Here is a 12,671-nt window from a genome sequence, read left to right on the forward strand (position 1 = left end):
AGAATTTAATTTTGGTGTCTGAATTTGTTTAAAAAAGTTATTACATAACAGAACATATTGTGGCTTTTTTTCGATTTTTAAAAATAAAGAAAATAATAATTCCTTTTCGAAATTATAATATTGTAAATATATTTGCTAAAACACCGATGTGATAAAGTAACCAATCAAATATTTTAACCACCCAATTATTAAAAATTCTTTATTACATACTTATTTTGAATATAAATAATAAAAATCATAAATCAACTAATGCTTCTTATTTAGTAATGAAAAGATTTTTAGATCTTGTGTTATCATGCATTGGGTTATTTTTTTTGATGCCTATATTCTTAATTGTTTTTCTTAGCCTTTTAATAATAAATAACGGCAAACCTTTTTTTCTGCAAGAACGCCCTGGTAAAAACGAACATATTTTTAAGATTATTAAATTTAAATCTATGAGCGACAAAAAGGATGAAAATGGAAAATTATTACCTAATGAACAACGGGTAACGAAATTTGGGAATTTCATAAGGAAATACTCATTGGATGAAATTCCTCAGTTATTTAATATAATTAAAGGAGATATGAGTTTAGTTGGACCTAGACCTTTAAGAGTTCATTATTTGCCGTATTATTCAAAAAAAGAATCTATTCGTCATAATGTAAGACCTGGAATTACTGGACTAGCACAGGTTTCTGGTAGAAATTCATTAAGCTGGAACGAAAAACTTGCACTTGATATTGAATATGTTGAAACCATGTCTTTCACAAAAGACCTGATAATTTTAATAAAAACAGTAAAAAAAGTATTAATTTCCAATAATATTGAACTCGATCCAGAAATGCCCGATTTGGATATTGAAAGAAAAACAAATTTACATGAAGTATAATATACTCTTTACTTGTGCTGGAAGACGTAATTATCTAATTAATTATTTCAAAAAAGCATTGGATGGAAATGGTATCGTAATCGCTACGGATAATCTATTAAGTGCCCCAGCACTTATTGAAGCCGATATTGCTTATAAAGTTTCAGACGTTTACGATGCTGATTATATACGCCAATTAAAAGAAATAATAATTAACCACAATGTTAAGGCAGTTATCTCTTTAAATGATTTTGAGCTACCAATATTAGCTAAACACAAAGCTGAATTAGAAAGTTTAGGGACTAAAATTATAGTTTCTAACGAAAAGGTAATTGACATCGCTTTTGATAAATGGAAAACATATCAATACCTCAAAGAAAATAACGTAAATACACCTGCGACTTTTAAAAGTTTAAACGAAGCTAAAAAAGCCATTGAAATGGGAGAATTAAAATTCCCAGTTGTAATCAAACCTCGCTTAGGAAGTGGCTCTAAAGGCATTTTATACCCAGAAACAATAGAAGAGCTAGAACTAGCTTATAGGCTTTTAGAAATAAATCTTGAAAGATCAAGTCATAAAAAAGATAGTAGTCAAGCGATTGAAATTGATATTTTGATTCAAGAAAAGCTCGACGGAAAAGAGTACGGTTTAGATATAATAAACAATTTTGAAGGTGAATATTTTGCCACCTTTACAAAAGAAAAAATTTATATGCGTGCTGGTGAAACTGACAAAGCACGATCAATTATTCATGAAGATTTTAACGTATTAGGAAAACAAATTGGAATTCTTCTTAAACACATAGGTAGTATTGACGTTGACGTAATCCTACAAAATAATAAATTATATATAATAGAAATTAACCCGAGGTTTGGAGGTGGGTACCCATTTTCACACGAAGCCGGAGCAGATATTGCATCGGTTTACATAGATTGGTTAAAAGGTTTTAACAATACCCAAGTAATGAAACATATTAATTACATTGAGAATATAACTTTTAGTAAATGTGATTTGTTGCTCAAAGTATTTGATAAGAATAATATTTAACTAGAGTACTGTCCTCTATTTTAAATAGAATTAGAAGAAAGAAAGTATATAAATAAAAAGCCCTTAAAATAAGGGCTTTTTTCACTATATATGTTCAATTGTAATTTACATATCATTAAAAATAGAATGCATCAAACGTTTTTTATCGTTAATGCTTTCTTCAAGAGAAATCATAGTTTCTGTCCTATAAACCCCATCGATATCATCCAGTAAAAATATAACCTCTTTAGCATGCTCTGTACTTCTTGCACGAATTTTACAGAAAATATTAAATTTCCCAGTAGTTATGTGAGCTACGGTTACATATGGTATTTCATTTATGCGCTCTAATACAAATTTTGTTTGAGAGGTATTATTTAAATATACACCAACATAAGCAATAAAAGAATATCCTAGCTTCTTATAATCTAACATCAAAGACGAACCTTTAATAATTCCTCCTTCTTCCATTTTTTTAACACGTACATGAACTGTACCTGCCGATATTAATAACTTTTTTGCAATATCTGTAAACGGAATTCTTGTGTTATCTATTAACATGTCAAGAATTTGATGATCGATTTCGTCTAATTTTATTTTTCCCATAATAAAGTATTCTTAAATATTCGACAAAATTAATACATTTTCACTAAAATTAAGACACATATTGTATATTTTATTTCGATAATAGCAATATTTTTTCATTATTCAATATTACGCAAACGTTTTCGTAGTCAATTTTCAATAATTCACCATTTGCATCTAACACCGCGTATCCATTAGCGTCAATCTCTCTGTGTCCGAAAAAATTATCTAATTTTTCAATTTTGACAATTTTTGGTAAAAACTCTACTTTATTATGATTTAGTACTTCTTGAAATTGTATTCCAACATCAACGACCTTATCATCTACCAAAGCATTTCTGATAATCACATCTAAAAAGCATTTATCATTTTCAGGAATTTTTAAATACAACTCGAAATTATCACCAGTTACATTATGGTTAGCGATATAGTTTAATGAGGTTATATATGAAGTATAGATAAGCTCTCTAGTAATTTCGCGTGCATAATCATCTTTATAATGCCCAGCTTCAAAAAGTATGGTTGGTACGTTTTTACTTTGAAAAGTATCGCCAACACAATTGATATTAAAAGCATCATCATAAACACCAACCTGATTAGGTATTAATTCTTGCAATGCTTTATTCATAACCCCGATTACCTCCATAGCTTTTTTTCGATTTGGTGTTATGGTGCAAGCTTCATCTTGTGCTGGAGATAAAAAAGACACTGTCGCCACATGATTTGTTGTTCCTGCACTAAAAATAGTACGTTGCCCGTGTAAATTATAACAAAAATCTGGTTTAAAAGAATTGAAAATATTTTGTAAAACAACACTTTCTGGCTGCGATAAATCTTGTGCGTCTCTATTCAAATCTACTTCATTCGCATTTATTCGTGTATATGCAAGTGCGCCATCTGGGTTTAATATTGGAATTATATAAAGCGTACATCTTTCTATAATAGATTCAAGTCCTGAAGTTCGATCTGAAAAGCTATTAAAAAGATCAAATAATGCTTTTGTAGTTGTAGATTCATTTCCATGCATTTGCGACCACATTAAAATTCTTGTTTTTCCACTACCAATTTTAACTCCGTAAATGGGATGATTTAAAACCGATTTTCCAATGATTTCTACTTGAAAAATATCAGGCAATTTTTCTAATAGCGGTTCAATGTGTGCATTGGTAATATAACGATGTGATAAACTCTTTTCTTTATGTTTTTCAAACAAGCTTTTAATGTCTTCTAAATGCATAGTAATAAATTAACAGAACAAATGTAAACATTTACTAATTTACATTTGTAAACATTAATTTTAAGGCATTTGTTTACAGATATCTACAAAACACGCAGAGAATCGGCTACAAAATTTATATATTTTTATTGTTATTTATTATACTGTTATTAATAAATTATTTTTCAGCATTTTACACTATTTTATGTAAAGTATTATTTTAATAAACTAAGAGTGCAAAGTACAATATATTCTTGTTTTTAAAGTTATATTGTTACATTTGTAACTCAATTTAATATAATTTCATATTTACATTGATAAACACCGAAGATTTCATAAAAAGATTACAAAAAATCATTAATCACTACGGTGAATCTGCATCTTCATTTGCTGAAAAAATAGGTGTGCAACGATCCAGTATTTCACACATTTTATCAGGAAGAAATAAACCGAGTTTAGATTTTATTTTGAAAATATTATCACACTATCCTGAAGTAGATTTATATTGGCTTTTTAATGGAAAAGGCAGCTTCCCTTCCAATATTGAAAATAAAGAACTAAAAGAAACAGATACACCTCCTGTGCTAACAGAAGTTAATTTGAATTCTGAAATTGATAAAAACAAATCCATTGAGCGAATTGTTATTTTTTATTCTGACGGAAGTTTTAAAAACTTTGAGAATTAATGATAGACTTTAGTAATTTTGCAATTAAAATAACTTTATGCGATATCTATATCTTTTAAGTTTATTGAGTTTTTTTAGTTGTTACGAGGCTTCTAGAAACTGCAATGACTATAAAACTGGTACATTTCGGTTTGACTACGTAGTGAATAATGAGCCAAAAACAGGCACATTCACGAGAACAGATGAACACAGTATTAATTTTTACGACGGAAAGACAGATAGCTCGAAAGTAAAATGGATAAATGATTGTGAGTTTGTGCTTTATAAAATAAGCCCAAAGTCTATTTCTGAGAAAGACCCAATTCACATGAAAATTCTAACAACAACTGATAGTTCGTACACTTTTGAATACTCAAAAGCCTCTTTTAATCAAGGCGAAAACAAACGAAAAGAAAAAGGTGTTGCTATAAAAATAGACTAATCAAAAGGATATAAAAAGGACTCTACAAGATTGAATTTTAAACTTTTATCGTTAGTGATCTCATAAGTTAAAAGAATTTCACCCCAAAATTCACCATCCGAAAAATCGGCAATTATCCATTTATGATTAAGCATTTTTACCGTATTAATGAGCATTTTTCTGCCTTCACTAGAACCATATGGTATTAACGGATGCTCACCTTTCACTTCGTTCAACTTATAAAGTTCATCTTTAATAAAGGGAATTAGTTCATCTATTTTATATCCGTCGTCTTCAAAATAACTAATAGCATCTTCATTTCTATACAAATTAAAATGAGACACTTCCAAAATTTCATCTTTCAACGCTGTAATAGAATCTTTATAAGTCTCAACTTGAGATTGACTGCTATCTAACTTTTTGTTTAAATCTTCAATAATACGTTTAGCGCTTACATACTGAAATAATACGAGAAGTGCTGTAAACACAAACAAATACATAAAAATTCTTTGCTTCATTGTAATAATTTATTAAACTGTTATTTTAAGACCATCATAAGCCAAAAACACGCGTTTTGGTAATGACTCTTCAACTTCTTTATGAAACCCTAGCAAATGGCTTATATGCGTTAAATAGGCCGTTTCTGGATTCACTTTTTCAATAAACTCTAAGGCTTCTTCCAGATTAAAATGTGATTGATGTGGCTTAATGCGCAACGCATTAATGACCAGAACTTTTACATTTTTAATTTTTTCAATTTCCTTATCAGAAACTGTTTTCATATCTGTTAAATACGCAAAATCATTAAACTTAAATCCAAATACCTGCAAACTAAAATGCTTTCCCTTAATTGGAACAACCTCTAAATTTTTCAGTTTAAACGGTTTGTTTTTAATTCTATGTGTTATGACTTCCGGTGCTCCTGGATATCTATTTTCTTTTGCAAAAAAATAATCAAACCGTCTTTTTATAGATTTTAAAACGCGCTTGTGTGCGTACAGCGGAATGTTTCCTTGCCTAAAATAAAACGGCCTAATATCATCTAAACCCAAAACATGATCGGAATGTTCATGCGTAAACACAATGCCGTCAATTCTTTTTACACCTGCCCTAAGCATCTGGTAACGGAAATCTGGTCCACAATCAACAACATACGTAAAAGCGTCCCATTCTACTAAAACTGAAACCCTTAAACGTTTATCTTTTGGGTCGTTACTCAAACAAACTGGATGATCACTTCCTATAATTGGAATACCTTGAGATGTACCTGTACCGAGAAAAGTTATTTTCAAAAATCTAATGTTTACACAAAAATAAGTTTATTTTTTTTGTTTGCTTCACATATTTGGTACCTTTGTGAAACAAGACGTAACCTATTATGCACTATGGAGATTACCATTAAAGGGGATAAAGAATTTGATGACATCCCATCGCTAAAATCAAAAGCACTTCGTATAAATTTAAATGAAAACATTTACGGAACCTTTGCTGAAATAGGTGCTGGTCAAGAAACTTGTCGTCATTTTTTTAGAGCTGGAGGCGCATCTGGAACCATTGCCAAAGCGATGTCTGCTTACGATAAAGATTTTAGTGATGCGATTTACGGTGCTGAAGCTGATGGCAGATATGTTACTGAAGCGCGTTTAAGAAAAATGCTCATCCATGAGATGGACTTGATGGAAAACAGGCTTACTCGCGAAAAAAATCCCAATAAAATATTCTTTACATATGCCAATACGGTTGCAACTATCGATTTTGCTAAACAATTTAAAGGCCATGGTTGGGTAGGAATAAAATATCAAGTTGAAGCTGGTGCTGATTATAATGAAATCATTCTTCACATTCGTTTTAAAGAAACCGATGCAAGATTACAACAAGAAACCTTAGGTATTTTAGGTACAAACTTAATTTACGGTGCTTTTTACAAGTATAATGAGCCAAAAAAACTACTTCGTTATTTATATGACCATTTAGATAAAGATCAAATAGAAATTGATACGATTAATTTCTCGGGTCCGGTATTTAAAAACATTGATAACCGTTTGATGAGTTTGCAGTTGGTTAAAAACGGAATGACCGACGCCGTAATGTTTGGTCCAGATGGTACAAACGTATTACCTGCAAGGATATTTTATAAGAAAAATATATTAGCGCTTCGTGGTAGTTTTAGACCAGTTACCAAGGTAAACATGGAAATGTATGAGAAATCATATCAAATGTTTATCAAAGAAAATAAGGTTGATGAAAAGAAAACTGTCGTTGTTTTTGAGATTACACTGTCCAACTTAAGAGCTGAAGGTGAAATTGATGAACAAGATTTTATTGATCGTGCAGACTTACTATGTTCTTTAGGGCAATCGGTAATGATATCTAACTTTCAAGAATATTTTAAAGTTGTTGAATATTTCTCAAATTACACCAAAGCCAGAATGGGATTAGCCATGGGCGTTAGTAATTTAGTTGATATTTTTGATGAGAAATATTACCGCCATTTAAGTGGTGGAATACTGGAGGCTTTTGGAAAATTATTCTTTAAAGACTTGAAAGTTTACCTATACCCAATGTTAGATCCAAAAACTGGAGAATTAATTACTAGTGAAAACTTAAAAGTTTATCCACGTATGAAGGAATTATATAAATTCTTTAAATACAACGGTAAAGTTATAGATATTACGGATTATGACGAAAGTATCATGAATATATTTTCTAGAGAAATATTACGCTTAATTACCCAAGGTGAAACAGGTTGGGAAGATATGGTACCTGACGGAACAGCTGAATTAATAAAAGATTATCGATTATTTGGTTATACTAGAAAACCTCTTACTTTAAGCAGAAAGCGAAAATAATTTAAAATTAATGCTCACAAAAAAAGCCGATTGTAAAACAATCGGCTTTTTATATTTTATTGTTTTCTACTCTAATATTTGAGCAGCATGATCTTTGGTTTTCACTTTATCAATAACGCGTTCCACAATACCTTTTTCATTAATAATAAAAGTTTTTCTGTGAATACCATCATACTCTCTTCCCATAAACTTTTTAGGTCCCCAAACACCAAATGCGTTGATAACCGTTTTATCTTCATCTGCTAATAAAGGAAATGGAAATTCATATTTATTTTTAAAATTAGCTTGTCTTTTGGCTGAATCGGCACTTACGCCCAACAACTCAAAACCTTCTTCTTGTAACGCCTTATAATTATCTCTTAAATTACACGCCTCCACCGTACAACCAGGAGTACTAGCCTTAGGATAAAAGAAAACTACTAATTTTTTTCCTTTATAATCACTTAATGAAATGGTATTCTCTTGTTCATCTTTTGCTGAAAAATTAGGAACCGCATCACCTTGTTTTAATGTTTTCATAATCTTAACTTTGATTTTTAACAAAAGTACAATTTATGACTAAAAAAGAACAGGTTAACTTCGTAATTAATACACTCTACAAACTTTATCCTGAAATACCCATTCCTTTAGACCATAAAGACCCCTATACACTGCTTATTGCCGTTTTAATGTCTGCACAAAGTACCGATGTTAGAGTCAATAAAATTACCCCCTTATTATTTGAAAAGGCAGACAACCCTTATGATATGGTGAAACTTACCGTTGAAGAAATTAGAGATATAATCAAACCGGTAGGATTATCGCCAATGAAAAGTAAAGGTATTCATGGCTTATCGGAAATTTTAATAGAAAAACACAACGGGGAAGTACCTCAAAGTTTCGAGGCACTAGAAGCGCTTCCAGCAGTTGGACACAAAACTGCAAGTGTAGTGATGTCTCAAGCTTTTGGGGTTCCCGCTTTCCCTGTTGACACACACATTCACAGACTTATGTATCGTTGGAATTTAAGTAGCGGCAAGAACGTAGTTCAAACTGAAAAAGACGCTAAACGCCTGTTTCCAAAAGAACTATGGAATGATTTACACCTTCAAATTATTTGGTATGGTAGAGAATATTCACCTGCAAGAGGTTGGGATTTAGAAAAAGATATTATCACTAAAACTATTGGAAGAAAATCTGTTATCAACGAATACTATAAAAACAAAAAGTCCTGATTTTATTAAAATCAGGACTTTTAATACTTAGTTCAGAAGCGCTTCAAACTTCATTTTATTACAATTTATAACACTTAAAGCCTTAGAATAATTTAGAAGAAAATTAACCGTCTCTTCTCGCGGTTCAAGATTTTTATTTTTTTTAATAAAATCTTCAGAGTAAATTTTTGCCATTTTTTCTATTTAAGGGTTAATTCAAATAGTAAACGAAACAAAAATTAGATTATTGTATTAGTTCGTTAAAACAATATTATGTTTATCAATTATTTTTCTCAAATTAATGAGTGCGTAACGCATTCTTCCTAGAGCAGTATTAATACTTACACCCGTACGTTCAGATATTTCTTTAAAGCTCATATCCTTGTAAATACGCATTAAAAGCACTTCTTTTTGGTCGTCTGGTAACTCATCGACCAATCGTCGTACATCAAACTCAACTTGTTCTTTTATCAAGGCTTTTTCAGCATTTAAACTACTATCACTTAAAACTGAAAAAATACTAAACTCACCTGCATTATCAAATTTTGGCATTCTGTTATTTTTTCTAAAATAGTCAATCACCAAATTATGCGAAATACGCATTACCCAAGGCAAAAACTTACCTTCTTCATTGTAATTTCCGCGTTTAAGCGTTCGTATTACTTTTATAAAAGCATCTTGAAAAATGTCTTCTGCAACATCTCTATCGTATACTTTTGAATAAATAAAACTGTAAATCTTTTGTTTGTGCCTTTTAATTAAGATTTCTAAAGCACCTTCGTTTCCTTTAATGTATTCACTAACTAGGATAGCATCGGTAATAAGTTCTTTTTGCATAATATTTACTTTTAATGCACGAAGTGGCCTTCGTTGCTTGGGGTTATTAAGTTTAAAAGTAATTTTTTATGCTATAGATGCTCGTTTTTAAATTGTTATGAATTCCAAATATAACAACAATCATTCCTAAAAAGCAACAAATAGCACCTTTTTTTAACAATATATTCGATAAACGGTTATTTTTTATGCTCGCATACTTGTCTTATCTTTGCCAAATTATTCCCATAAAATCTATGAAAACTACGCTTTCTGAAGTAAATCCTAAAGAAAATATCATCATTAAAGGTGCAAAATTACACAACCTTAAAAATATCGATGTTGTAATACCCAGAAACAAATTAGTAGTTATTACAGGCTTATCGGGCTCAGGGAAATCAAGTTTAGCTTTTGATACACTTTACGCGGAAGGACAAAGACGCTACGTTGAAAGTTTATCAAGTTATGCCAGACAGTTTTTAGGGCGCTTAAACAAACCGAAAGTGGATTATATTAAAGGCATTGCTCCCGCTATTGCCATAGAACAGAAAGTGAATTCTACAAATCCACGTTCAACGGTTGGTACAACTACAGAAATTTACGATTACTTAAAATTACTTTTCGCTAGAATAGGCAGAACTTACTCGCCTGTGTCTGGTTTGGAAGTAAAAAAAGACACGGTTACCGATGTTTTAAATTATTTAAAAACATTTCCCGAGGGTGAAAAACTATTACTCCTTGCTCCTATTTATTTAGAAGAAGGCAGATCGATTGAAGACAAAATAAAAACTTTGCAACAGCAAGGTTACGCAAGAATAAAAGTTAATAATAACGTTTTAAGAATAGACGAAGCTCCGGAAATATCTAAAAAAGATAAGGTTTTACTAGTTGTTGATAGAGTTATCACCAAAGACGAGGAAGATTTTTATAACAGACTCGCAGATGCCATTCAAACTACTTTTTTTGAAGGCAAAGGCGAATGTATCATTGAAACTTTAAGCGACAATAAACAACGACAATTTAGCAATAAGTTTGAATTGGATGACATAAGCTTCTTAGAACCTAATGTGCATTTATTCAGCTTTAATAATCCTTACGGCGCATGCCCTAAATGCGAAGGTTATGGCGATATTATTGGAATTGATGACGATTTAGCAATCCCAAACACCGGTTTATCTGTTTATGAGAGCGCCATTTTTCCATGGCGAGGTGAAAGCATGAGTTGGTATAAAGACCAATTGGTGAATAACTCGCATAAATTCGATTTTCCAATTCATAAACCTTATTTCGAATTAACAGACGCTCAAAAACAACTTATCTGGACAGGTAATAAATATTTTGAAGGATTAAATTCATTCTTTGCCGAATTAGAATCTAAAGCGTACAAAATTCAAAACCGTGTGATGCTATCGCGTTACCGCGGAAAAACAAAATGTAAAGCTTGTAATGGTAAGCGATTAAGACCCGAGGCTAACTATGTAAAAATTGCTGGAGCTACAATTACAGTTTTGGTTGAAATGCCATTAAATAAACTAACCAACTTTTTTAAGCAACTCGAATTAAACGATTATGATACTCAAATTGCTAGTCGTTTATTAAAGGAAATCAATAATCGCTTGTCGTTTTTAGCTAATGTTGGTTTAGATTATTTAACACTTAATAGAAAATCAAATACGTTGTCGGGTGGCGAGAGCCAACGCATTAATCTTGCAACCTCGCTAGGAAGCAGCTTAGTCGGTTCTATGTATATTTTAGACGAACCTAGTATTGGTTTACACCCAAAAGATACGGAGCGACTCATTTCGGTATTAAAATCATTACGAGATCTAGGAAACACCGTTATTGTTGTTGAGCACGACGAAGATATAATGAAAGCTGCCGATGCCATAATAGACATAGGTCCCGAAGCAGGAACTTTTGGCGGTTCGGTAGTTGCAGAAGGCACATTTCTAGATATTTTAGCTTCACAATCATTAACAGCAAAATATTTAAATGGTGAATTAGAAATTGAAGTCCCAAAAACTCGAAGAACCTCAAAATATCACGTAGATGTAATTGGTGCTCGCGAAAACAACCTAAAAAACATCAATGTTACATTCCCATTAGGCATGCTCACCGTTGTAACTGGTGTTTCTGGAAGCGGAAAAAGTACATTGGTTAAAAAAATACTATTTCCAGCAATTCAAAAAAAACTCACCGATTTTAGTGATAAAGCAGGACAGTTTACAACCTTAGAAGGCAATTTTAGCAACATCAATCATATCGAATTTGTAGACCAAAATCCAATTGGAAGGTCTTCAAGATCTAATCCGGTAACCTACATAAAAGCTTACGACGATATTCGAGCGCTGTTTTCAAAACAAAAACTTAGTATCATAAGAAACTATCAAGCAAAACACTTTTCTTTTAATGTAGATGGAGGTCGCTGTGAGACTTGTAAGGGTGAAGGTGAAGTAACCATTGAAATGCAATTTATGGCCGATGTGCATCTAGAATGCGAAACCTGTAAAGGCAAACGCTTTAAAAAAGAAGTTCTAGAAGTCACGTTTGCCGATAAAAATATAGACAACATTCTCAATCTTACAATTGACGATGCTGTTGCTTTCTTCGAAGCCACAGCACAAACTAAAATAAAAAACAAATTACAACCACTTCAAGATGTTGGGTTAGGCTATGTCACTTTGGGCCAGAGCTCTTCTACCCTCTCTGGTGGCGAAGCGCAGCGTATCAAACTCGCCTCTTTTTTAGGAAAAGGAAACAATAAAGAAAAAGCACTTTTTATTTTCGACGAGCCCACAACAGGCCTGCATTTTCACGATATTCAAAAACTATTAAAATCCTTCAACGCGTTAATTGCCAAAGGGCACTCCATAATTGTAGTCGAGCATAATATCGATTTAATAAAGTGCGCAGACTATATTATTGATTTAGGTCCAACAGGCGGCGAAAACGGCGGGCACCTTGTAGCTTCTGGCACTCCCGAAGAGATCATTAAAATAAAAACATCTGAAACTGGTAAGTATTTAAAAGATAAACTGTAAAAGCATTATT

General features: G+C 31.7%; 13 protein-coding genes. 7 read left to right on the forward strand and 6 right to left on the reverse strand.

Going from position 1 to position 12,671, the window contains the following annotated elements; genetic code table 11:
• Positions 1-317: 317 nt before the first annotated feature.
• Together O5O44_RS09770 and O5O44_RS09775 are read left to right on the forward strand one after the other, a co-directional pair.
• Positions 318-872 (forward strand): sugar transferase, encoded by a 555-nt coding sequence (locus O5O44_RS09770; protein WP_350494438.1) that lies wholly within the window; start codon positions 318-320, stop codon positions 870-872.
• A complete protein-coding gene (locus tag O5O44_RS09775; protein WP_289194188.1) occupies positions 862-1,899 on the forward strand; it encodes an ATP-grasp domain-containing protein in 1,038 nt (345 codons plus the stop codon). The genes O5O44_RS09770 and O5O44_RS09775 overlap by 11 nt, the downstream gene beginning before the upstream one ends.
• A gap of 105 nt (positions 1,900-2,004) precedes the next feature.
• On the opposite strand, the gene O5O44_RS09780 is transcribed toward O5O44_RS09775, so the two are convergent.
• The gene (locus O5O44_RS09780; RefSeq protein ID WP_019388729.1) at positions 2,005-2,484 is read right to left on the reverse strand and encodes an Lrp/AsnC family transcriptional regulator; all 480 of its coding nucleotides are present in this window, start codon (positions 2,482-2,484) and stop codon (positions 2,005-2,007) included.
• 70 nt (positions 2,485-2,554) lie between these two features.
• Positions 2,555-3,700: a M14 family metallopeptidase gene (locus O5O44_RS09785; protein WP_289194189.1), complete on the reverse strand. Its 1,146-nt coding sequence runs from the start codon at positions 3,698-3,700 to the stop codon at positions 2,555-2,557.
• Positions 3,701-3,993: 293 nt separating this feature from the next.
• Between O5O44_RS09785 and O5O44_RS09790 the strand changes: the two genes are divergently transcribed.
• Positions 3,994-4,365: a helix-turn-helix domain-containing protein gene (locus O5O44_RS09790; RefSeq protein ID WP_289194190.1), complete on the forward strand. Its 372-nt coding sequence runs from the start codon at positions 3,994-3,996 to the stop codon at positions 4,363-4,365.
• A gap of 37 nt (positions 4,366-4,402) precedes the next feature.
• Positions 4,403-4,786, forward strand: coding sequence for a hypothetical protein (locus O5O44_RS09795; protein WP_289194191.1), 384 nt, complete (start codon positions 4,403-4,405; stop codon positions 4,784-4,786).
• Here the strand turns inward: O5O44_RS09795 and O5O44_RS09800 are convergent.
• Together O5O44_RS09800 and O5O44_RS09805 are read right to left on the reverse strand one after the other, a co-directional pair.
• The gene (locus tag O5O44_RS09800) at positions 4,783-5,283 is read right to left on the reverse strand and encodes a hydrolase (RefSeq protein ID WP_289194192.1); all 501 of its coding nucleotides are present in this window, start codon (positions 5,281-5,283) and stop codon (positions 4,783-4,785) included. The two genes, O5O44_RS09795 and O5O44_RS09800, sit on opposite strands and share 4 nt — an antisense overlap.
• 12 nt (positions 5,284-5,295) lie before the next feature.
• On the reverse strand, positions 5,296-6,057 hold the full coding sequence (locus tag O5O44_RS09805) for an MBL fold metallo-hydrolase (protein ID WP_289194193.1): 762 nt from the start codon (positions 6,055-6,057) through the stop codon (positions 5,296-5,298).
• A gap of 93 nt (positions 6,058-6,150) precedes the next feature.
• Between O5O44_RS09805 and O5O44_RS09810 the strand changes: the two genes are divergently transcribed.
• Positions 6,151-7,614, forward strand: coding sequence for a hypothetical protein (locus O5O44_RS09810; RefSeq protein WP_019388735.1), 1,464 nt, complete (start codon positions 6,151-6,153; stop codon positions 7,612-7,614).
• A gap of 66 nt (positions 7,615-7,680) precedes the next feature.
• Here O5O44_RS09810 and bcp read toward each other — a convergent pair whose 3' ends face one another.
• Positions 7,681-8,133, reverse strand: a complete 453-nt coding sequence (gene bcp, locus O5O44_RS09815) for a thioredoxin-dependent thiol peroxidase (RefSeq protein WP_289194194.1) — start codon at positions 8,131-8,133, stop codon at positions 7,681-7,683.
• A 35-nt stretch (positions 8,134-8,168) separates the two neighbouring features.
• Between bcp and O5O44_RS09820 the strand changes: the two genes are divergently transcribed.
• Positions 8,169-8,828 carry an endonuclease III domain-containing protein gene (locus O5O44_RS09820; protein WP_289194195.1) on the forward strand — a complete coding sequence of 220 codons (660 nt, stop codon included), beginning with the start codon at positions 8,169-8,171 and terminating at the stop codon, positions 8,826-8,828.
• Positions 8,829-9,059: 231 nt separating this feature from the next.
• Here the strand turns inward: O5O44_RS09820 and O5O44_RS09825 are convergent, their stop codons facing one another.
• Complete coding sequence (locus O5O44_RS09825) at positions 9,060-9,644, reverse strand: RNA polymerase sigma factor (protein WP_019388739.1); 585 nt, start codon at positions 9,642-9,644, stop codon at positions 9,060-9,062.
• A 233-nt stretch (positions 9,645-9,877) separates the two neighbouring features.
• Here O5O44_RS09825 and uvrA point away from each other — a divergent pair, with 233 nt between their 5' ends.
• Positions 9,878-12,661, forward strand: coding sequence for an excinuclease ABC subunit UvrA (gene uvrA, locus O5O44_RS09830; protein WP_289194196.1), 2,784 nt, complete (start codon positions 9,878-9,880; stop codon positions 12,659-12,661).
• Positions 12,662-12,671 lie beyond the last annotated feature (10 nt).

Source organism: Algibacter luteus (assembly GCF_030344935.1).
Taxonomy (GTDB): Bacteria; Bacteroidota; Bacteroidia; order Flavobacteriales; family Flavobacteriaceae; genus Arenitalea; species Arenitalea lutea.

What these genes read in the sequence shown, in the direction of transcription:
- O5O44_RS09770 (WP_350494438.1), top strand. Translation starts at nt 318, where the DNA reads ATGCCTATATTCTTAATTGTTTTTCTTAGCCTTTTAATAATAAATAAC.
- O5O44_RS09775 (WP_289194188.1), top strand. Translation starts at nt 862, where the DNA reads ATGAAGTATAATATACTCTTTACTTGTGCTGGAAGACGTAATTATCTA.
- O5O44_RS09780 (WP_019388729.1), bottom strand. Translation starts at nt 2,484, where the DNA reads ATGGGAAAAATAAAATTAGACGAAATCGATCATCAAATTCTTGACATG.
- O5O44_RS09785 (WP_289194189.1), bottom strand. Translation starts at nt 3,700, where the DNA reads ATGCATTTAGAAGACATTAAAAGCTTGTTTGAAAAACATAAAGAAAAG.
- O5O44_RS09795 (WP_289194191.1), top strand. Translation starts at nt 4,403, where the DNA reads ATGCGATATCTATATCTTTTAAGTTTATTGAGTTTTTTTAGTTGTTAC.
- O5O44_RS09800 (WP_289194192.1), bottom strand. Translation starts at nt 5,283, where the DNA reads ATGAAGCAAAGAATTTTTATGTATTTGTTTGTGTTTACAGCACTTCTC.
- O5O44_RS09810 (WP_019388735.1), top strand. Translation starts at nt 6,151, where the DNA reads ATGGAGATTACCATTAAAGGGGATAAAGAATTTGATGACATCCCATCG.
- bcp (WP_289194194.1), bottom strand. Translation starts at nt 8,133, where the DNA reads ATGAAAACATTAAAACAAGGTGATGCGGTTCCTAATTTTTCAGCAAAA.
- O5O44_RS09820 (WP_289194195.1), top strand. Translation starts at nt 8,169, where the DNA reads ATGACTAAAAAAGAACAGGTTAACTTCGTAATTAATACACTCTACAAA.
- O5O44_RS09825 (WP_019388739.1), bottom strand. Translation starts at nt 9,644, where the DNA reads ATGCAAAAAGAACTTATTACCGATGCTATCCTAGTTAGTGAATACATT.
- uvrA (WP_289194196.1), top strand. Translation starts at nt 9,878, where the DNA reads ATGAAAACTACGCTTTCTGAAGTAAATCCTAAAGAAAATATCATCATT.